Here is a 20,430-nt window from a genome sequence, read left to right as displayed (position 1 = left end):
CGGTGAAACTTGAGCACGAACCTTCACTTGGAACCAAGTGGGTTCGTCCAAACTTCGGGTCTTACTCTAACGCCCTACTACCACATTCTCCAAATCACGACCCATACCACGTACATAACGTTTCGTCGCCCATCGCTGGACGATGCGTGCCGGTCCGCTAAAAAGCCTGGCCAACCACCACGAATGCTGTGAGAAGGCAACACAGCGGCCGATGACCTCATCATCCGAATCCAGCTCAATAATGAAGGCTTCTTCGCCGCATTCGATGTGCCCATGCATGGTTCCATATATCAAATCCACGCGTCGTGGACTGCGCTTAACAGAGATGATTCGGCATGGCGATACCGTCGGCCCAAAATACAGCTGAACTGTCTCCCCTGGTTCAGGCTCCCCTTTTACCCTGACACACGCAGCGCGATGCGCCCGCCAGGACAACAGGTTATCGACCGCCCGCGCGAAGTCATCTTCACCACGGCCAATCGTCCGGGAATAGTCCACGACGTGCCAAGAGTCATCGGGACGCCATTGAGCATTAGCAAGCAATAGGCTCTTCCCCACCAGCTGCCGCGGATAGGACAAGCCTTGAAAGTTGGAATTTTTGTTGTCCTGCATTGCTCCTCCAGGTTCACGGTGGCGCCACCTACTCAATATATGCGAAAACGCCCCCACCGAAGTGAGGGCGTTAAACATTAGCCAGTGAACTGACTAGCTGAAGAATTACTCAGCGAAGTTCTTCTGTACAGAAGAATCAACTGGGATACCAGGGCCATTAGTGGTGGACAAGGTGATCTTCTTCAGGTAGATACCCTTGGAAGATGCTGGCTTGATACGCAGCAGCTCGTCGAGCAGAGCGCCGTAGTTCTCAGCCAACTTCTCAGCGTCGAAGGAAGCCTTGCCGATCATTGCGTGCAGGTTAGCTGCCTTGTCAACGCGGAAGGAGATCTTGCCGCCCTTGACGTCAGCAACTGCCTTAGCAACGTCGGTGGTGACGGTGCCGGTCTTAGGGTTAGGCATCAGACCACGTGGACCCAGGACGCGAGCTACGCGGCCAACCTTAGCCATCTGGTCTGGGGTTGCAATTGCAACGTCGAAGTCCAGATTGCCAGCGTTGATTGCCTCAAGAAGAGCCTCGGTGCCGACTACCTCAGCGCCTGCAGCCTCAGCCTCGGTTGCCTTCTCGCCTTCAGCGAAGACAGCAACGCGAACGTCCTTACCAGTGCCGTGTGGCAAAGATACGGTGCCGCGAACTAGCTGGTCTGCCTTACGTGGGTCAACGCCCAGACGGAAAGCAACGTCAACGGTTGCGTCGAAGTTCTTGGAGGAGGTGTCCTTAGCCAGCTTTGCAGCCTCGATTGGGCGGTACAGACGACCCTTGTCAACGAGTTCCGCAGCGGCCTTGTATGCCTTGGAGTTCTTGCTCATTTAAATCAAATCCTTATGAATGAGATGGTGGATTGGTGTGGTGTTTAGCGGGCCGAAGCTGGCCCTGCCACATGAAGTTGTTTATTCTGGAGCGCCGTCAACGGTGATGCCCATGGAGCGAGCGGTACCAGCGATGATCGCTGCGCCAGCTTCGATGTCACGTGCGTTGAGGTCTTCCTTCTTGGTCTCTGCAATTTCCTTGCACTGATCCCAAGTCACGGAGCCGACCTTGTCGGTGTGAGGAACGCCGGAGCCCTTCTTCAGACCTGCAGCCTTGAGCAGCAGCTTAGCTGCTGGTGGGGACTTCAGGATGAAGTCGAATGAACGGTCTTCGTAGACGGTGATTTCTACTGGGACAACGTTTCCGCGCATGGATTCGGTTGCAGCATTGTACGCCTTGCAGAATTCCATGATGTTAACGCCGTGTGCACCCAGTGCAGGACCGACTGGAGGAGCTGGGTTAGCAGCGCCTGCTTCGATCTGCAGCTTGATGAGGCCAGAAACCTTTTTCTTCTTCTTAGGAGCCATCGAATTACCTCTTTCCGTGTTACCGGGTTATCCCGCCACGATGAATAGCAAGGCCCGTCCGGATGCCACCTTTGTGGCCACCGGGGATATAAATGAAAAATCGACGTGTGCAAGAAATTTACACACGTAGACCTAGCCTAATCTAGATACTAGGCATTACCCAAATTAGTTAATGCGCTCAATCTCAGTTGGAGACAGCTCAACTGGGGTCTCACGTCCGAAGATGGAAACCAGACCAACCATCTTGCCGGTTTCTGGATCGATCTCAGAGATGGTTGCAGAAACAGAAGCAAATGGGCCGGACAGAATGGTCACTGACTCGCCAACAACATAGTCGTGTGCGTACTTCTTTGCTTCTTCCTTCTCCGGCATGGAGATAACCTGCTCGCCCTCGGCTGCATTCGCTGCTGCATCGCCTGCAGCCGCTGCACCTTCCTTTGGCAGCAAGAACTTAGCAACATCGCGGTGCTTAACAGGGGTTGCGTTACCCTCATTGCCCACGAAGCTGGTCACACCTGGGGTATCACGAACAACAGACCATGCAGCATCATTGAGATCCATGCGAACCAGAACATAGCCAGGAAGCAGCTTGCGCTTAACAAGCTTCTTCTTGCCGTCCTTGTTTTCAACAACCTGCTCAACTGGAACAACTACGTCGAAGATTGAGTCTTCAACTTCCAAGGTCTGGGCACGCATGTCCAGGTTGGTCTTAACCTTGTTTTCGTAGCCGGAGTAGCACTGAATGATGAACCACTGCCCTGGAAGCTCCTTGAGCTCCTTGGTGTACTTGCGCAGACGGCGGCGGTAATCTGCCTCGAAGTCAGACTCGCCCTCGGCAGCTGCATCCTCAGCGTCAGCTGCCTCTGCAGGCTCAGCAGCCGCTTCTTCTGCAGGAGCGTCTTCAGCCGGAGCTTCCTCAGCAACCTCAACGCCTTCAGCGTCAGTAACGTCGGAGTCAACAGCGTCGGACTCAGCTACTTCAGCCTCGACGGCTTCGGTTTCAGCTTCAGCAGCTTCTACTGCTTCTGCCGCTTGGGTCTGCATGGATTCGATAAAAGCTTCACCAAGGTTGTTGCCGGTGTCCTCAGGATTGGCGTTCGTGCTCTCGTTGTTCTCGGTCATAATGTGCTCCATCTTCAATAAATTATCCCGCCGTTCCACGGAGAGGAACTAGCGGGATGATAGTGAACTTAGCGGCTATTCTACTGTAAAAAAGCCAGTTTGTATAACGCTAGCGAACTAGCAGCCATTCTATGCCCATGCCGGTCACAGAATCTACGCCCCACACAAGAGCGGTCAAGATAATCAAGAAAGCGAAGACCACGAGGGTGTACTGCAGCATTTCCTTCGCGGTAGGCCAGACGACCTTCTTCATTTCAGAGACAACCTCAGGCACGAATGCCACAGCACCGCCGCCTGGCTTGCTGTCGCCTTCGCCCGCTTCAGCGCGGACTACTCGCTTGTTCTGGTAAGCATCCGAGGACGTTTCAGCAGCACCAGAGAGTTGGCGCTTGCCAGTTGGGCGTTGTGCCCCAGAATTATCAGTCACTGCGAGAATGCTCCTCTAAGGAAAATACGTGCAAAGATCTTCGATGATCTTGTTGAACCTGAACGAGTCTATCAAAGCCAGTCAAGGTGGCCAACCATCAGACAAAAGTTAGGCCCGACCATTGCTGGCCGGGCCTAACTTTTTCTTTGGCAGGGGCGACAGGACTCGAACCTGCAACCTACGGTTTTGGAGACCGTTGCGCTACCAATTGCGCCACGCCCCTTTGAGACGATGGTTATGTTACCAGAGTCATCATCTGGGATATAAAAAGCACCCAGCTTCTTCAATTTCACAATCGAAGTTGCGGGAGCTTTTACCCGGTAGCGATGGCGAGAATTGAACTCGCGACACAGCGATTATGAGTCGCTTGCTCTACCACTGAGCTACACCGCCAGAGGCCATTTACTAACCAAGATTATAGACCGTGGCGATAAATGAACAGAGCCCCCTGACAGAATCGAACTGTCGACCTTTTCCTTACCATGGAAACGCTCTGCCGACTGAGCTAAGGGGGCTTAGCTTCTTTGATTATGTGCTTTCGCGCTCTCTCTGAAGCCTTGAAAAGATTAACCCGAAACGAGTTACAAACACAAATCGCCAGTTAATCGCACATTTTCTACATACCCTATTCATGTTTCTTTTGACTTATCTGTGAGTCTTCATGCGTCAGCTATTAAGACTCACGACATTTTGGAGTAAAGATGCTCAGGCCTGCCTGCTGCGCCGTAGCGCAGACGAATCTGGACAACACCTTGGCTCGCCATCGTGGCTAGGCGGCGTTGCGCTGTTTCGCGGGAGACGCCGGCAATTCCGGCGGCTTCGGCGGCGGAGAGTTCGCCGCTCTCTAAGGCATCGAGAAGCAACTGCTCTGTCGATGAACTGGAAACCGGCAGCGTCGGTGCCGCCCCATGCAGGATGGACATGGCTTGATCAATCTTGTCCTGACGCAACCCGCGCTTGCCTTCCACCACGTGGCGGTAGCGGGCGTAGCGGTCGAGGCGATCCAGCAGCTGGGCACGTTGAAATGGCTTGAGCAAGTACCCCAAAGCGCCCGCGCGCATAGCCCGACGCACGGTGGCGGCTTCATCCGCCGCACTGAGAATAATCGCGTCAATGCCGGTGTGGTGGACCAGTTCAATGCCATCACCATCAGGCAGGAAGACATCAACCAACATCAAATCAGGCGGAAAGGACTTGATGGCGTCTTGCGCCTCAGCGATGGTGCGTACCGAATTTTGCACGGTGAAACCGGGAGCGGAGTCAACCATTTCCGCGTGAATGCCGGCGACCCGGAAGTCATCATCGACAACCAGCACGGACCATGTGCGATCAGTCATTTACTTGTCCTCCTCTTGCACTTCACGGTAGTTCACGCTGTCGTCCGGTTCCATCACATCGGGCAAACGCGCGCCAAATACTGCTCCGCGGCGGGACTTTTCGCCGCCGGGCTCAACGAGCCATACCTCGCCGCCGCGGCGCTGCGCCATGTCTTGTGAAAGCGTGAGCCCAATGCCGTGGCCATGGATATGATCTTTCAGCTGACCGCTGTCTTGGTCATTCTCAGCCAGCTTCTTCGGCTGATGGGCGAACGGGTCGGCGCCTGGCGTTATACCCGGGCCAGAATCGGCTACGACGATAACCAGCTGGTCAGCATCATCCAGCAGTGTGACCTCCACCAGCCGCAATTCATCGCTAGCTACTGCTGCTGTCACGGCATTATCCACCAAGTTGCCCAGAACGGTAGCTACGTCTTCTACTTCAGCAACGTTGCCCAGCACCAGCGTTTCCTCCCGGATCTGCAGGCTCACGCCACGCTCCGAGGCTTCCAAAGACTTTGCACCCAAGAACGCCTGGAGGAATGGCTCGGTAATCAGCTCTACGCCCACCAGCGGATAGTCCACGGGGCCGCGGCTGCGCATAGTGTGCAGGAATTCAGTGGCTTCCTGCATGCGCCCGGCTTCCACCAATCCCGCGGCCACGTGGATGCGGTTGGCGAATTCATGGCGTTGCACGCGCAGCGCTGAGGTCATAGCGCGCACGGAGTCGAGCCGCTCCGAAAGTGCCATCAAATCCGTGCGGTCACGCACGACGATGACAGAGCCCAATGCCTGCCCGCCACGGTCCACAGAGCGCGCTTCCAAGAAGATCACTCGGCCATTGGCGACTACTCCATCACGCGCAGTGCCTCCTTCCAGGTCAGCCACCACGTCATCGGCGAGATCCAAATCCGCTAGTGTCAGGTTCTCCGAATCCAATATTCCAAAGATGCGGTTAGCCGCCCCATTGCTCAGGCGGATAACGCCATCAGTATCCAGCGCAATCACGCCATCACCAACACCATCCAAGACCGCCGCTTGGTTTTGCACCAGCACCACCAGTTCCTCAGGCTGCAAGCCCAAGGTCAACTTCTCCCAGCGCTTCCGCAGAATCAGCGAAGCAATCAGACCGATGACCAACGCCAACAGCGCAGCTGCGCCGATAAACAGCAGTTTGCGCGGCAAGTCATCAAACACACCAGCGCGTTCAAAGCCGACGCTGACTTCCCCGACTGGCGTATCACTACCTGGGGCAAAGACCGGAACCTTCGCGCGGGCTGATTCGCCCAAGGTTCCGCGCTCCCAGGCCACAACTTCACGGCCTTCCATCGCTTCAGAGAAGCTAGTGCTTACCAGCAGATTCAGCAGGTCCTCATCCGGGTGCGCCAAGCGCATGCCGTTTTGGTCAGTGATGACCACAAACAAAGCACCTGTGGACTGCGACGCCGCGACCGCGTACTGCTGCAGCTGCCCCTGGGCAAGCTCTTCTGCGGGCGGATTTTCCTCATCTTGCGCTTCCTCGGCCACCAGCTCACGCACCTCAGGTTCAGCGGCCACAGTGCGCGCAATCATCAGGGCGGAGGTTTCTGCTTCATCGCGAAGCTGCGCCATGCTCAACCCGATGAACACCGCAGTGCTGGTGGCAACAACTGCCACCACGGTGAGCAGCTGCAAGAGCAGCACACGGGTGGTAAAGCGCATGAGTGAAACTTCCTTAAACGTTTGAGGGTGAAAATATCATTTGAGCACGCCAAACCATGGAGTCCAAACCAGGTGAACTAAATGCACTAAACGATGATTTTGCACTACTAATAACCCAAAGCACCAAACACTTGGCTAGTGACAAAGCCCACTTTAGGCTGTCGCTAGTCTTCCAGGGCACTTCGATGTTCCTGGGGTTACTGCCACAGTCCCCATTCAAGGAGTCAGGATGTATTCCCCCACCATTTACACGTTGGCCGCCGAGTACGCGCCGAGCCATACGTTGTCCGACGGAATCCTCGTCGGTTTGGGCTTTGCCATGATTGTCACTTTCATGACGCTCATTATGATCGGCCGTTCAACCCCCATGGTTGCGCTGATTTTGGTCCCCACCATCTTCGGCCTCATCGCCGGCGCCGGCCTCGGTATCGGCGATATGGTCATCGACGCCATCAAGGACATGGCGCCCACAGCGGCGCTGTTGATGTTCGCCATCATGTACTTCGGCATCATGATTGACGTCGGATTGTTTGACCCGCTGATTCGGGTTATCACCCGGGCTTTGGGCAATGACCCAGCGAAGGTTGTGCTTGCCACCGCGCTGTTGGCTGGCGTTGTCTCTCTCGACGGCGATGGCTCTACCACCTTCATCATCACTACTTCGGCAATGTTGCCGCTATACCTGCGCCTCGGCATGAGCCCAGTAGTCTTGACCGTGGTTGCTGGTCTTATCAACGGCACCATGAACATTCTGCCGTGGGGCGGGCCTACCGTACGCGCGGCAGCAGCCTTGGGCTTGGACCCAGCAGAGGTCTTCGTGCCGATGATTCCATCGCTGGTAGCTGGCGTCATCATTGTCTTCGCCTTCGCGTGGTTCCTCGGCATTGCTGAGCGCAACCGCCTGGGCGGCAAGATTGATTCCTCCCGCTTCAATGGCAACGCTGACAATGCTGACAATGCTGACGATGATTCCGCCACCGGCGGCACCGGCGGCGGCAGCTCCCGCGGCAAGAACAACGACACCCCACGTGGCGATGGCACCGGCGGTGGCGGCGTGCTTGTCGATGTCCGTGAGAACAAAGTCGATGAACATGTCTCCATCAACTCTTTCGAGGATGAAGACTCTCAGGATGGCTTGACCGACACCATGTTGGATCCACACCGCGCAACGCTGCGCCCGAACCTGATTTGGTTCAACCTGGTTTTGACCATCGTGGTCATGGTCGCCCTGGTTGCTGATATCTTCCCACTAGCATTCGTGTTCATGGTCGGTACCGGCCTGGCACTGGCCGTGAACTTCCCGAAGGTCAAAGACCAGGCAACGGAAATGCTGGCGCACTCCTCTTCCATCGTCGGCGTAGTCTCCATGGTTCTAGCAGCAGGCGTCCTAGTTGGTGTCTTCTCTGGCACCGGCATGGTCGATGCAATGGCGGCCTGGATTACCTCCATCATCCCGGATTCCATGGGCGCCTACCTTGCCCCAATCACGGGCTTGCTGTCCATCCCAATGACCTTCTTCATGTCCAATGACGCTTTCTACTTCGGCATCCTGCCGGTACTTTCTGAAAGCGCCGCGCACTTCGGCATCGAGCCTGTTGAAATGGCACGTGCCTCCATCACCGGCCAGCCAGTGCACATGCAGTCCCCTCTGGTGCCAGCTATCTTGCTGCTGGTGTCCTTGGCCAAGGTGAACCTGGGCGACCACCACAAGAAGGTTCTGTGGCGCGCAGTCATCGTTTCCCTCACCATGCTGGCCGTCGGCATCCTCGTCGGCGTCATCCCACTAGCTGCCTAAGAATTTCCCCCGCTTCACCCCAGTCCACGAATACGCTCCAGCCCTAACCCACGGGCTGAGAGCACTGGGTCAGCGTGAAGCCAGGGTTAAGTAAAGAAAAAGTTGAGCCCCGTTTGGAAAATCAAACGGGGCTCAACTCTTATTTGGTGCCAGGTAGAAGATTCGAACTTCTGAAGGCATACGCCGGCGGATTTACAGTCCGCTTCCTTTGGCCGCTCGGACAACCTGGCAGGCACTTTTCGGTGCGGTTAATTACTCTACTACGCGCACCCAGCATCTAAGCAAATCGGCAGGTTAACCCGCACATTCGCGCGTGTTAACGCCTACACTATCCCACGCGGGCAGCGGTGTAAGACGCCAGGCTCAACAACGCGTGGGTGGCTGGGATATCCGGCAGCGCCGAGCATTCGGCGGAAACGATGTCGAGGTAACGCTGGACGTCTGCAAGCGCGCGCTCACGGCCATTAGATGCGCGCAGAAGCTCCAATGCACGCTCTACGTCAGCATCGGCCCCCAAAGGGCCCGTGAGCAAGCCACGAAGGCCCTCTCCGGCTTCAGAATCCTCTTCCAGGGCATACAGGACTGGCAAGGTGAACACGCCCTCACGCAGGTCTGTGCCTGGAGTCTTTCCGGACTCCTGGGAATCGGAGAAGATGTCGATGATGTCGTCGACAATCTGGAAGACCATGCCGATTGCGCCACCGATGGTGCGCAGCGCTGTGGCCTGCTCCTTGGTGGCACCGGAATGGTAAGCACCCAAATAGCCTGCGGAAGCGATCAGCACCGCGGTCTTTTCCTTGATGACCGCCATATAGTGCTCAATCGGGTTTGCTTCACCTGCGCCGATGGTTTCACGCATCTGCCCGGTGACGAGCTCTTCAAAGGTTTCAGCAAAATGCTCAACGGTGTGGGTATCCAACTGACTCATCAAACGCGAGGCGTGCGCCAGCAGCGCGTCACCCGCGAGGATGGCAACGGAGTTATTCCAGCGGGAGTTCGCTGACTCCACGCCACGGCGGCGGTCAGCTTCATCCATGACATCGTCGTGATAAAGCGTTGCCACGTGCACCATCTCCACGACGGTGCCGGCTTTGACAACGCTTTCACTGCCTGGCGTCTGGCCATACTCGGACGCCAAAAGGGCCATTATGGGGCGGAAACGCTTTCCGCCAGCTTCAGATAGGTGCTGTGCTTTGTCGGAAACAAAGGACGCTCCGCGGTTGGTTTCATCGTGCAGCAAGCGTTCAACGGCGGCAACGCCGGCAGCAATGCGATCATTGAGCTGGTCATCCCCCAGATCCACGGCGTGGTTGCTCATTGTGTACAGGTCCTTGTGCTCGATAAAACTAAACTTAGACAAACAATAACCGTAGTCGAACTAAGGTGCATAACCCACTTCAGGGTACCCGCGTGCGACAATAGTTCGCATGGTTGAGCTTTTTGATGTTGCTGTCATCGGCGCGGGCCCCAGCGGAGCAGCAGCAGCACTGCATGCTGTGCGCCGCGGTTTTGAGACCGTGCTGATTGATTCTTCAGAATTTCCGCGCGATAAAACGTGTGGTGATGGCCTCACCCCGCGGGGTATGCACCAGCTGAACCAGCTTGGCGTTGAGGTCAACGCAACTTACCGCAATAAGGGTTTAAAGCTGCACGGTTTCGGAACGTCGGCGACAGCCCCGTGGCCAACAACTTATCTGTGTGCCGAGGGTACGGCGTTGCAAAGGCACCACTTGGACGCATTGCTTGTCGATGCCGCCGTAGCCGCCGGCGCCACCTTGCTCGCCGGAACACCCGCTACAAATCCCGTGCTAGAGGGCAATCGACTTACTGAATTCAGCGTAGGCGATACCAAGATTCGCGCGCGTGAGGTCATCATTGCCGATGGTGTGCGCTCTACTTTTGGGCAGAAACTCGGCCGGCAATGGCACAAGGGTGAAGTCTTTGGCATTGCGGCGCGCTCCTATTGCGAGTCCCCGTTTTCTGATGAGCCGTGGATGCATTCGCACGTGGAATTGCGCGATGAGAGCGGCGTGGTGCAGCCGGGTTATGGCTGGATTTTCCCGATTGGTGATGGCTCCGTCAACCTTGGTTGTGGTGCCTTGTCCACGGAAAAACGCCCGGCAAAAGTAAACACGAAAAAGCTGCTGTCGCTGTACGCCAGCCAGCAGCGGGAGAAGTGGCAACTGGGCGATGAGAAGTTTGTCACATCCGCCGCTTTACCTATGGGTGGCGCGGTGTCCAACGTGGCTGGCGCGAACTGGATGATCATCGGTGACGCCGCCGCTTGTGTGAACCCACTCAATGGCGAGGGCATTGATTATGGCTTGGAAACCGCCGCACTGGCAGCAGAATTACTGGGCACCAACAAAGACCTCACCTTGGTGTGGCCTGACTTGTTGCGCCGCGAGTATGGCGAAGCTTTCATGCTGGCGCGCACCCTCGCGCGCGTGCTGACTTACCCGCAGTTTCTGCCGCTGGCTGGCCCTATTGGGCTGCGCGGACCAATGCATGTTGCTGCGCGTTTGATGGGCAATCTCATCACCGAGGAAGACCGTGATTTCACCGCTCGCCTGTGGCGTGCCGCCGGCAGCGTGGTCTCCACCGCCCGCGCTGGTTCGCCCCTGTGGGACTCCACGGTCTAATTCACGCTTGCTGGCTGGGGTAGCCCCTTTTCGGTAAACCCGAGGCGTTGTCGTGCGCTTTCTCCGGTAAATCCGAGGCGTTGTCGTGCGCTTTCTCCGGTAAAGCCGAGGACGGAAGACCGCAGGCTTTACCGCCGCCCTTAGGCCGCGGGCTTTACCGCGGAGTGAAGCGCCACGATGCCGCCGGTGAGGTTCTTCCAGCTTGCACCTTCCCAACCGTTGCGGTTGATCACTGCGGCTAGTTCTTCCTGTTCTGGCCATGCGCGGATGGACTCGGCCAGGTAGACATAAGCGTCTGCATTCGAGGATACGAAGCGCGCGATGGGTGGTAGAAGGCGCATCAAATATTCTTTGTAGAACGTGCCGAATACCGGGATTACTGGCTTGGAGAATTCGGCCACGGCAAGACGTCCACCAGGCTTGGTCACCCGTGCCATCTCGCGCAGTCCCAGCTCAAAGTCGTGGATGTTTCGTAGGCCATAAGAAATGGTCACGGCATCAAAGGTGTTGTCTGCAAAAGGCAGGTTCATGCCGTCACCGGCAACCTTGGGTACGTCACGGTCGGTGCCCGCTGCCAACATGCCGCGGGAGAAATCACACGCCACACACCACGCGCCCGACTTGGACAGTTCAACAGTGGACACCGCGGTACCAGCGGCAAGGTCAAGTACTTTTTCACCCGGCTGCAGGTTCAAACGCTCGCGCGTGATCTTGCGCCATCGACGGTCCTGGCCAAAGGACAAGACGGTGTTGGTGATGTCGTACTTCTCCCCGACGGCGTCAAACATGGACGCAACGTCGAGGGGCTTCTTGTTTAAATCTGCCTTTTTACCCACGCAGAATAGTTTAAGCTACGCGCGCACCAAGAGCGCGAGTAGCCCACCTCGGCAGCTCTGGACGCTGCCCCAAAATGGTCAACGGAACCTTGCGTGTGGACTCCAGAACTTCCTCGTAATAGCCCATGAGCTGACGGCATAGCGCTTCCCAGGTTTTGTTCTCAATGGAAGCACGCGCATTCACACCAAAGTCGGGGCTATCAATGGCATCGACTGCTGCCGGCAAGTCTTCAATGAACGTGTCTACCTCCAACAAGTAGCCGTTAACGCCTTCTTCGATGAGGTCTACTGGACCACCCGCGCGTGGACCGATGGTGGGAACACCAGAAGCCTGAGCCTCCTGGATGGCCTGGCAGAAGGTTTCAAATTCGCCGGCGTGCACGAAAATATCCAGCGAAGCATAAGCATGTGCAAGTGCTTCCCCGCCCAAGGCGCCGGTGAATACAGCGTTGGGAAGCTGAGCTTCCAGCAGCGGGCGCTCTGGACCATCACCAACAATGACCAGCTGAATATCCTCGCGATCATTTAACGCGGAGAGGCGGTGCACGCCTTTCTCCGCGGCAAGGCGTCCCACGAATCCGACGATCCGCTTGTTCCTCGTTGGGTCCCACTGCTTGCGCAGTGACTCAGAGCGCTTGGAAGGATGGAAACGCACCGCGTCCACACCACGTCCCCAGTGGCGGACATTTTTGATGTGGTGGTGTTCTAAGTCTGCGATGGTCAAAGAACTTGGCGCCAGTGTCATCTGGCAGGAATTGTGGATGGTGCGCAGCCACTCCCACACGCCGAAGGCCAGCGCTGAAAGCTGGTATTTGGTGGCAAAGCCCGCCACGTCGGTTTGATAGAGCGCCACCGCGGGGATGCGCAGCTGGCGTGCGGAGAATGCTCCGGCCGCGCCTAAAACGAAGGGGCTTGCTAAGTGAATGATGTCCGGCTGGAATTCACGAAGTTCACTATCCACCACAGTGGTTGGTACACCGACAGGCAACGAGTCAATCATTGGAACCTTGACGGTGGGCACCCTGCGGATGGGGAAACCAAGATAGTCACTGACTTCTTCTTGGCCATTACGAGCCCCCGGCGCAATGACTATCGCTTCATGGCCTTCCCTATGCAGGTGCTCCAAAACTCGCAAAACCGAGTTGGTCACACCATTAATGTTTGGGAGGAAGGATTCCGCAACAATCGCTACACGCATAATCTCTCATCTTCGGCGAATAAGGTTATATTTGCGTAAAATCTGCACGAAATTGTGGATAATTTCCTTGCTACCCCGCTATTTGTGCAGCTTGGCGCATACGCGAACCATCCTAGTCACCGAAGCCTAATTTGGCAGTGACGCTCATTACTCACCCGGCCCACTCAAGTGCGCGCTTGAGCCTATTCTTCGGTGTCCATGGTTTCACGTTTGCGACGGTAATTCACTAGCCACCAGGCGCCGCCGGCGATAAGGGAGCTAACGGCAGCGACAGAAAGAGCAGGAATGATGGACAGTGTCCATTCGCGGCCTTCAACCTTGACCAGTTCGGGATTATCCCCGGCATAGGTCACCCAGACTTGCTGGCCTGTGGCAAGACCCGTGGGATAAAGCAGACCTGAAGATGGCTGGTAGTAGATGCCATCGGCATCTTGATATTCCACGGCGGTGCGCATCCAATCAACACCAGTGATTGTGCCCAAGGCACGTTGCGGGTCAGCACCAATCTTCATGTCATTGATAAATGGCCCCACGACCATCGCCACGGCAGCCAGCAGTGCCGCGGCGTACAGACCCACGATCAGCTGGTTGACGCGGCGACGGACTCTAAAACGCATGGTGGCTAGAACGCATTCTTCGAAGAGATTTCTTGATGCAGTGCCCGGCGCGACTGGCGGTTCACACGGGCTTCCACCACGGTGATCCCCACAGCGAATTCGGCGAGTTCTGCCAGAGTGTCCAGTAGTTCTTGGGCGGTATCCGCGCGGCGGTAGTCTAAGCCGAAGCCTTCGATGAGGGGCTCGATTTCTACTTCGTGTGGGGTGCCAAAGGCTTTTTCAAAGTCACCGCGCAGGGAGTCCCGGCCGGTTTCGAGAGTCTCAAAAATACCGCCGCCGTTGTCATTGGAGATGACGATGGTGAGGTTTTCTGGACGCACCTCATCAGGGCCGATGACCAGGCCGGTCAGGTCGTGCAGGAAGGTTAGGTCGCCCAATAGCGCTACGGTGCGCGGCGCGCGTGGCAGTTTGCGCTCACGGGTTTGGGTTTCGACGGCTACGCCAAGTGCTTGGGAAATAGAGCCGTCAATGCCGGCGGCACCACGCGCGGAGTACACATCGACGCCATCAAACGGCAAGCCCACCAGGGACATATCGCGGATTGGGTTGGAGGAACCAATGAAGATGGAATCCCCTACTGCCAAGGTATCGGCCACAGCGGCAGCCGCATGCAGACCAGTAAAGCCATGTTCTTCATTCTCTAGTGCTTCACGCACGGCATCAGAGCCTGCTTTAGCGGCGCCTTCACAAATCTTCATCCAGTCACGAGTTGGTTGACCGCTGACTTTGACGGTGGTGCCAATGCGCGCGAGTTCACCGCGCGGGTTGGTGATGTCTGGGGTGCGTGACAGACAAATCAGATCAACATCTGGGTCAGAAATCAACGCCATCACATCGCGGTGCAAGGTCGGGTGTCCCACCACAATGACCTGATCGACGCGGGTGTTGACCACATAGTCATTCGCGGAGACCTGGTCTTTGCGGAAAACGCGTGCGGCAGCCGGGTGCACGGGGTGATACGGCGCTGGTGCGGTTGGTTCCGCGATGGTTGGGATGTCTTCGAGTCCTTCCACGGCCCACGCTTCATCACCGGCAATCACCAGCGTGTTGCGGGACAGATCAACCTCGACTTCACCGTGGTTGACCCAGCCGGCCATCGGTGCACGCTGCTGCGTGCGATCAGTTGGGGCCGGCAGTGCAGAGTCTTCCAGCAGTGGCGCATCAAGTGCGACGTTGATATGAATCTGGCGGCGGGAGGTAAACGCCTCTGCCATAAATGGAATATCGGTAGGTTCAGCCACCTGCACGGTATCGGCATACACCCCGAATAGCCCCTGCTGTTCAATTGTCTGTGAGGCACCCGTGCCTACTAGCCGCACGGGACGGTCAGCGCTGACAACCGCTAGAGGAACATGGCTATAGTGCGCTTCAATCATCGCTGGCAAAGCATTTGCCACGGCGGTGCCCGAAGTCATCATCACCGCAACGTGACGGCCTGATACCCGTGCCAATCCAAGCGCGAAGAATGCGGCGGTGCGCTCATCAATGCGGGTGTGAACACGCACGTCTTCCCGCGCCAAAAGCGCCAATGACAATGGCGAATTACGCGACCCCGGGCAGATCACCACATCGGTGATGTGCCGGGAAAGTTGCGCTGCTACGGCTTGTGCGAGAACTAAAGACTTCGAATTCATGCCTCTAATCTACTGTGCGTGACCAAATTACCTATTGCCGCTGTCCGAAGATGTCATTGACCCAGTTCTCAACGTCTTCTGGATCTTCAGGGACCTCTGGCAGATCAGACATATCAGGCAGCGGACTATCGGTCACCGTGGTGGTTTCAGTCTCCGTCTCGGTTTCAGTAACTGTTTCTGTTTGCATTTCAGTTTCAGTCTCCGTGACCGTTTCCGTCACTGGTGGCGGTGGCTCCTTATCAGCCTCATCCGCGGAAGAGCGCCACAGGAACAACAGCGCACCTGCAGCAAGCAAGGCTAGGGCTGCGATGACACCAAGCGTGACGGTTAGGCCATTGCCTCCGCCGCCCCCGTTGCTGCCCGCGCCGCCAGCGTGAGCGCCAGCCGCGGAAGCTCCCGCTGCACCTGCCCCACCCGCATAAGCCTGCTGGTCTTCGGGGAACTCGTAGAAACCCTCCGCTTGCGGCTGCTGGGAGTAGCCGTGCTGCGGCTGCTGGCTGTAACCCTGTTGGTTGTATCCCTGCTGTGGTTGCTGGGAGGCGTTGGGATCGTCTTCGCCGGGGAAGTATTGCCGTGGTCGATCATTCATGCCTCAACACGCTACCGGCAACCGTGTTCAGAAAGCCAAGCCTGTGCGGAGCCCATCGCATCATCCACAATGTGGTCTGGTTCAACAGGTTCATCTCCATAGATGTCGCCGTTTCGGTCCATATCCTGCGCAATCGTCAGCATGAGGTAGCTGTCATCAGGGAAGTCATAGACCGTATTGGCGGAGGCATAACCGGCGGTGGGCTGCCCGAAAGACACAGCATTTTCCAAGCCTTTAAAGGCCAACATGGTGGCTTCGCCGGAGGAGGCGGTGCCTTCATCGACAAGCACGGCGATGGGAATATTGGTGTTCTTTTTCGCATCGACACTCAATGCTGTGCCACCGCCTGTGGTGGATGTGCCATCCACGGTGACCGGAGTATCGCCCATCGCCGAGTGGAAGAACAGTGCATCACCATCGGGCAGCAGCGGTGAGAGCCCAGCGAGCATTGGCCCCATATCGCCGCCGCCATTGCCGCGTAAGTCCACGGCCACGCAGGTGGCATCTTCTACTCCGGCAGCAATCGTATCGGCGTAGCCCTGCACGTCCGCATTACGGTTAACACCAGGTACCTTTACGGTCACGATACCGCCTTGACTGTCGATGCTTGGCTGCTCCGCCGTTTCAATCGACTCATCGACTTCAGCGCTCTGATCTGGTGTGACCAGGTTGGAGTGCTTGCCGCCGGCAGCTTTGACTGCCTTCTTCAACGGCTCATAGAGCTCGTCCCGCGAGTCAGCGGATTCGATGGCTGCCTGGGCTTCCACTTTGGCGCGAGCGAACTCTTCCGAGTCCGCATAAATGCCTTGAGTTTCTGCAAGGGTCAGCACGGCGTTGCCGTAGCGCTGCGGGCTGTCATGGCCTAAGAAGATGGCCTTGCCCGTAAACATCGCGCCCATGGTGGGTCCGAGGAAGTACACGGCGGCAAGAACAGCGCCGATGATGACAACGAAGAGGGATAGAAGAATCTTCTTAATCATTGTTTCGTCCTATAGTCAGTGTGCGTTTGCGCAGCGGTTCCACTGCCGAGATAGCCGCGAGGGTAAACAACCAGCCCACGCCGAGGAATGCGCCAGCCATGGAAAGACGTGCCACCAGGTTCACCTCGGCCATCGCGGAAGAGAGCATGACCATGCCCACCATTGCGCCGAAGGCGAAACCAATAAGCGACACAATGATGATGGGGCCGAGGGTTTCAAACAGCTGGGTGCGGAAGTAGAAGCTGCGCTTTACACCCATCAGGTGCAGTGACCGGGTCAGACCTGCTTGCTCAAAGAGCTGGGAAGACAGTCCGAGGAAGATAGCCATGGAGGACAGCACAAACCCGAAACCCAGGGTGAGCAGGCCACCGGTGGTGATGTCTGTGAACATCATCAGCGCGCCAGGGTCTTCGCTCATCAGGCTGGTCAGACCATCATTGCCCAGTGGTGAGATAACCAAGAAACCTGCGATGACGCCGAAGAAAGCCATGGAAGCGCTGCGCCGCCAGGTAGTTTTGGCATCAGCGGCAATGCGCTGGCTTGCCACAAAGTGTGAAGTACCCGGCACAATCGACAGCATGCGGTAGAGAATCTGCAGGATAAAAGGCACAAACCAGTTGATCAGCATGATGTTGATGGAGATAACCAATGCTGTAAATCCAATCGCAGAAATACTGGAGTTCAGGTTCGTCTGGTTAACAAGCACCAGGGTGAACACGGTAAAAACCACGAAGATGATGACGCCGCGGTACTTCAATGCCGGTGGCATTTCCTTGCGCGATACGCCCAAAGGTCCCACGCGAACACGCTGCATACCAGCAACCGATGCACCGCTGGCTAGGAAGAAGACCACGGCAGCGACGGCGAGATACCCCCACCATGGAAGCAGAATTTCAGAGGTACTGATCTGCACGTGTTGGAAGGACAAATTAGAAAAGATGGGTGCCAAAAGCACGCTGATGAATCCGCCGAGCACGATACCGATGATGGCTTGAACTGCGGTTTCCAGCATGGTCATGCGGGTGATATCCCCGGAAGATAGACCGAGCAGGCGGAGGGTGGCCAGACGCTTTTCGCGTCCCGATGCACCGAGCACCGCAGCCTGTGATGTGAGAGAAAAGATGGTGGGCACCAGGAAGGCGCAGGCAAACAGCGCCAGGATGACCCAGGTTCGCATCATATCTTCTACTGGGCCACCGCCCATGGATTCTTGAAGGATTGGAAAGTCTTCCGGCCGTTGTTCACGCGAGTAGAACATCCAGGTACCGCCCGCGACAAGGAAGGCGATGGTGGAGCTTACCGTCAGGCTCATAATGGCAAGCAGCGTGACGATGCCTGTGCCAGTGCGGGTTTGCAGCGCGGCTTTGTGAAGGTCAAAGACTAGAGTGCTGGTTTTCATCGGCGGCCACCTACCAAACGATCGTCATGGATGATGCCGTCGCGGATTTCAATGCGGCGTTCCATCCAATCAGCCACCTGCGCGTCATGGGTGACCATGACCAGTGCGGCGCCGGTGCGCTGCACCACGGCGGAGAGCAACTGCATGACTTCATGGCCCGTTGCTTGGTCCAGTGCACCGGTTGGTTCATCGGCGAAGATGACAGCCGGAGAGGTTACCAGCGCTCGCGCAATAGCGATGCGCTGCGCCTGGCCACCAGATACCTGGCCAGGACGGCGGTCCACCAGCATTCCCAAACCAAGTTGATTGAGCAGTTCTTGTGCTTTATCGCGTGACGCCGAGCGCGAAATTCCCTTGAGCATGGCTGGCAGTGCCACATTGTCGAGTGCGCTGAGTTCTGGCAGCAGCTGGTGGTCTTGGAAGACGAACCCGAAATCCGAGAGACGGGTGCGGGAGCGGGCGGCATCGGAGGCCTCGGAAAGCACGGCGTTGTTAAACACCACCTTGCCGGATGTTGGGGTGAGCACGCCGGACATGCAGTGCAAGAGCGTGGATTTACCTGAACCCGATGGGCCCATGATGGCGACGGTTTCGCCGCCTTTGATGTCGAGGCTGATTCCGGACAGGACTGGCGCGCCACCGAAGTCTTTGGTGACGTCATCCAGATGAAGAATGCTTGCTGTGTTGTTTGGTGTATTTCCCATGCTCACTATTTCACTCGCTCCGGTATTTAAAAACCATGGTGCCAGCGTTGCACTTTCAGGTAGTGCTGGCACTACCCTGGGTGGCATGTGGAGAAAGCGCAACCGCGACAAACCCGGTGTAACGAGTGAGCAAACGCAGGCAGAAAAGATAGCTGAGCTCACCAAATCCCGGCGCGCCATCGCCGATGCCTATGAGGTGGAACGCTCCCGCATTGAGCGCGACTTACATGACGGTACCCAGCAATACCTTGTGGCAGCATCCATCAAACTGGGCGAGGCACTGCTTGATGCCCCGCCGGAGGTAGATGAACTCATCCGCGCCGCGCAGCAGGACCTCAACGATGGCTTGGATGCCCTGCGCAAAACCGTGCATGGCATCCACCCGCAAGTTCTTGCTGACCGCGGACTAGTGGCCGCGGTCAAAGACATGGCCGCCGGCTACGGCCCGCACGTGCTGGTCTCGGCACCACATCCCTTGCCGCAGCTATCCCCCAGCGTTCTTGCCGCCGGCTATTTCTTCTGCGCTGAAGCACTGACCAACTCCGCCAAGCACGCCCCCGGCGCCGACGTTTCCGTTCTTCTCATCGCGGACAAGCACTTACACATCACGGTGGTGGATCAAGGCCCCGGCGGCATTCGCCTCAAGCCCGGCGCGGGGCTTGCCGGCATGCGCGATAGGCTCGATGCCTTCGGCGGCTGGCTGGAAATCACCTCCCCCGAAGGCGGTCCCACCAGCGTTTCCGCGCGGATTCCACTGTTGGTTGACCGCGGGCAACCCACTTTTACTATCGGCACCGCTGCAAGCAGTGGCACCGCAGGGAAAATTGACAAAGGCAGCAAAGAACAGGACTAAGGAGTAGCAATGGCAGAACTTTCCATCGTGGTGGCCGATGACTCAGCACTTCTTCGTGAAGGTATCGCAGGGCTCCTTGAGCGCCGCGGGCATAAAGTAATCGGGCAGGCTTCCAGCGCGCCTGAGCTCATTGAGGTGGTTAAAGAACAGGTCCCGGACGTTGTTATTACAGACGTGCGTATGCCTCCATCCATGTCTGATGATGGCCTGCAGGCAGCAGTAACCCTGCGTGAGACCTACCCAAACCTAGCGGTCATGGTGGTCAGCCAATATGTCGCGCCAGTCTATGCTTCCGAGCTATTCGCCGATGCCACGGGTGGTACCGGCTACCTGCTCAAAGACCGCATCAGCGAAGTCGCTTCTTTCTTGGATTCCCTCGCCATCGTGGCAAGCGGCGGCACCGTCATTGACCCGACTGTTGCCAGCGCCTTAATGTCCACGTCGCGCTCCGGTCTTGCCACGCTCACCCCGCGTGAACAAGAAGTCCTCGAGCTCATGTCACAGGGCATGTCCAACAAAGACATCGCCTCCAAGCTCGTGCTGTCATCAGCGGCGGTGGCCAAGCATGTCTCCAACATCTTCATGAAACTAGGCCTTGACGCATCCGAGGACAACCGCCGCGTCAAGGCCATCTTGGAGTACCTAGCTACTCAGAACCTGAAGTAGG

General features: G+C 57.0%; 20 protein-coding genes and 4 tRNA genes. 4 read left to right on the top strand and 20 right to left on the bottom strand.

Annotated elements, in window-relative coordinates:
* Positions 1 to 66: 66 nt before the first annotated feature.
* The 10 genes from CCASEI_RS02625 to CCASEI_RS02580 form a co-directional block, all read right to left on the bottom strand.
* Positions 67 to 612 carry a DUF1990 domain-containing protein gene (locus tag CCASEI_RS02625; RefSeq protein ID WP_038574371.1) on the bottom strand — a complete coding sequence of 182 codons (546 nt, stop codon included), beginning with the start codon at positions 610 to 612 and terminating at the stop codon, positions 67 to 69.
* A gap of 105 nt (positions 613 to 717) precedes the next feature.
* The gene (rplA, locus tag CCASEI_RS02620; protein WP_006823195.1) at positions 718 to 1,422 is read right to left on the bottom strand and encodes a 50S ribosomal protein L1; all 705 of its coding nucleotides are present in this window, start codon (positions 1,420 to 1,422) and stop codon (positions 718 to 720) included.
* An 81-nt stretch (positions 1,423 to 1,503) separates the two neighbouring features.
* Entirely contained in the window at positions 1,504 to 1,950 is a 447-nt protein-coding gene (rplK, locus tag CCASEI_RS02615; RefSeq protein ID WP_006823194.1) for a 50S ribosomal protein L11, read from the bottom strand.
* A 165-nt stretch (positions 1,951 to 2,115) separates the two neighbouring features.
* The gene (gene nusG, locus CCASEI_RS02610; RefSeq protein WP_006823193.1) at positions 2,116 to 3,072 is read right to left on the bottom strand and encodes a transcription termination/antitermination protein NusG; all 957 of its coding nucleotides are present in this window, start codon (positions 3,070 to 3,072) and stop codon (positions 2,116 to 2,118) included.
* A 109-nt stretch (positions 3,073 to 3,181) separates the two neighbouring features.
* Complete coding sequence (gene secE / locus CCASEI_RS02605; protein WP_006823192.1) at positions 3,182 to 3,499, bottom strand: preprotein translocase subunit SecE; 318 nt, start codon at positions 3,497 to 3,499, stop codon at positions 3,182 to 3,184.
* 147 nt (positions 3,500 to 3,646) lie between these two features.
* Positions 3,647 to 3,722: transfer RNA gene (locus CCASEI_RS02600), tRNA-Trp, on the bottom strand.
* A 98-nt stretch (positions 3,723 to 3,820) separates the two neighbouring features.
* Positions 3,821 to 3,892 (bottom strand) — tRNA-Met (locus CCASEI_RS02595).
* 49 nt (positions 3,893 to 3,941) lie between these two features.
* Positions 3,942 to 4,014: transfer RNA gene (locus CCASEI_RS02590), tRNA-Thr, on the bottom strand.
* A 165-nt stretch (positions 4,015 to 4,179) separates the two neighbouring features.
* Positions 4,180 to 4,836: a response regulator gene (locus tag CCASEI_RS02585; RefSeq protein WP_025387068.1), complete on the bottom strand. Its 657-nt coding sequence runs from the start codon at positions 4,834 to 4,836 to the stop codon at positions 4,180 to 4,182.
* Entirely contained in the window at positions 4,837 to 6,516 is a 1,680-nt protein-coding gene (locus CCASEI_RS02580) for a sensor histidine kinase (RefSeq protein ID WP_025387067.1), read from the bottom strand.
* A 229-nt stretch (positions 6,517 to 6,745) separates the two neighbouring features.
* Between CCASEI_RS02580 and CCASEI_RS02575 the strand changes: the two genes are divergently transcribed.
* Positions 6,746 to 8,311 (top strand): CitMHS family transporter, encoded by a 1,566-nt coding sequence (locus tag CCASEI_RS02575; RefSeq protein ID WP_025387066.1) that lies wholly within the window; start codon positions 6,746 to 6,748, stop codon positions 8,309 to 8,311.
* A 144-nt stretch (positions 8,312 to 8,455) separates the two neighbouring features.
* On the opposite strand, the gene CCASEI_RS02570 is transcribed toward CCASEI_RS02575, so the two are convergent.
* Positions 8,456 to 8,541 (bottom strand) — tRNA-Tyr (locus CCASEI_RS02570).
* A gap of 98 nt (positions 8,542 to 8,639) precedes the next feature.
* Positions 8,640 to 9,629, bottom strand: a complete 990-nt coding sequence (locus tag CCASEI_RS02565; protein WP_006823188.1) for a polyprenyl synthetase family protein — start codon at positions 9,627 to 9,629, stop codon at positions 8,640 to 8,642.
* A 109-nt stretch (positions 9,630 to 9,738) separates the two neighbouring features.
* Between CCASEI_RS02565 and CCASEI_RS02560 the strand changes: the two genes are divergently transcribed.
* Positions 9,739 to 10,953 (top strand): geranylgeranyl reductase family protein, encoded by a 1,215-nt coding sequence (locus CCASEI_RS02560; protein WP_025387065.1) that lies wholly within the window; start codon positions 9,739 to 9,741, stop codon positions 10,951 to 10,953.
* Between the two features lie 140 nt (positions 10,954 to 11,093).
* Here the strand turns inward: CCASEI_RS02560 and CCASEI_RS02555 are convergent, their stop codons facing one another.
* The 8 genes from CCASEI_RS02555 to CCASEI_RS02520 all read right to left on the bottom strand — a co-directional run bounded on the left by CCASEI_RS02555 (position 11,094) and on the right by CCASEI_RS02520 (position 18,910).
* Complete coding sequence (locus CCASEI_RS02555; RefSeq protein WP_025387064.1) at positions 11,094 to 11,789, bottom strand: demethylmenaquinone methyltransferase; 696 nt, start codon at positions 11,787 to 11,789, stop codon at positions 11,094 to 11,096.
* A gap of 10 nt (positions 11,790 to 11,799) precedes the next feature.
* Positions 11,800 to 12,987, bottom strand: a complete 1,188-nt coding sequence (locus CCASEI_RS02550; protein WP_025387063.1) for a glycosyltransferase family 4 protein — start codon at positions 12,985 to 12,987, stop codon at positions 11,800 to 11,802.
* 182 nt (positions 12,988 to 13,169) lie between these two features.
* Complete coding sequence (locus CCASEI_RS02545; RefSeq protein ID WP_006823184.1) at positions 13,170 to 13,604, bottom strand: DUF3592 domain-containing protein; 435 nt, start codon at positions 13,602 to 13,604, stop codon at positions 13,170 to 13,172.
* Between the two features lie 5 nt (positions 13,605 to 13,609).
* Positions 13,610 to 15,238 (bottom strand): 2-succinyl-5-enolpyruvyl-6-hydroxy-3-cyclohexene-1-carboxylic-acid synthase, encoded by a 1,629-nt coding sequence (gene menD / locus CCASEI_RS02540; protein ID WP_025387062.1) that lies wholly within the window; start codon positions 15,236 to 15,238, stop codon positions 13,610 to 13,612.
* A gap of 31 nt (positions 15,239 to 15,269) precedes the next feature.
* Positions 15,270 to 15,827 (bottom strand): hypothetical protein, encoded by a 558-nt coding sequence (locus tag CCASEI_RS02535; RefSeq protein ID WP_025387061.1) that lies wholly within the window; start codon positions 15,825 to 15,827, stop codon positions 15,270 to 15,272.
* Positions 15,828 to 15,838: 11 nt separating this feature from the next.
* Positions 15,839 to 16,807: a S41 family peptidase gene (locus tag CCASEI_RS02530; RefSeq protein ID WP_025387060.1), complete on the bottom strand. Its 969-nt coding sequence runs from the start codon at positions 16,805 to 16,807 to the stop codon at positions 15,839 to 15,841.
* Positions 16,800 to 18,206, bottom strand: coding sequence for an FtsX-like permease family protein (locus CCASEI_RS02525; protein WP_025387059.1), 1,407 nt, complete (start codon positions 18,204 to 18,206; stop codon positions 16,800 to 16,802). The genes CCASEI_RS02530 and CCASEI_RS02525 overlap by 8 nt, the downstream gene beginning before the upstream one ends.
* Positions 18,203 to 18,910, bottom strand: a complete 708-nt coding sequence (locus tag CCASEI_RS02520) for an ABC transporter ATP-binding protein (RefSeq protein WP_038574367.1) — start codon at positions 18,908 to 18,910, stop codon at positions 18,203 to 18,205. The genes CCASEI_RS02525 and CCASEI_RS02520 overlap by 4 nt, the downstream gene beginning before the upstream one ends.
* Positions 18,911 to 18,995: 85 nt before the next feature.
* Here CCASEI_RS02520 and CCASEI_RS02515 point away from each other — a divergent pair, with 85 nt between their 5' ends.
* Together CCASEI_RS02515 and CCASEI_RS02510 are read left to right on the top strand one after the other, a co-directional pair.
* Positions 18,996 to 19,763 carry a sensor histidine kinase gene (locus CCASEI_RS02515; RefSeq protein ID WP_025387057.1) on the top strand — a complete coding sequence of 256 codons (768 nt, stop codon included), beginning with the start codon at positions 18,996 to 18,998 and terminating at the stop codon, positions 19,761 to 19,763.
* Between the two features lie 9 nt (positions 19,764 to 19,772).
* Positions 19,773 to 20,429 (top strand): response regulator, encoded by a 657-nt coding sequence (locus tag CCASEI_RS02510; protein ID WP_006823177.1) that lies wholly within the window; start codon positions 19,773 to 19,775, stop codon positions 20,427 to 20,429.
* The last annotated feature ends 1 nt before the right edge of the window (position 20,430 follow it).

The organism is Corynebacterium casei LMG S-19264, from assembly GCF_000550785.1.
In the GTDB taxonomy this organism is placed as follows: domain Bacteria; phylum Actinomycetota; class Actinomycetes; order Mycobacteriales; family Mycobacteriaceae; genus Corynebacterium; species Corynebacterium casei.
Note: the sequence above shows the minus strand (reverse complement) of the source record. Positions and strands in the feature narration are given on the sequence as shown.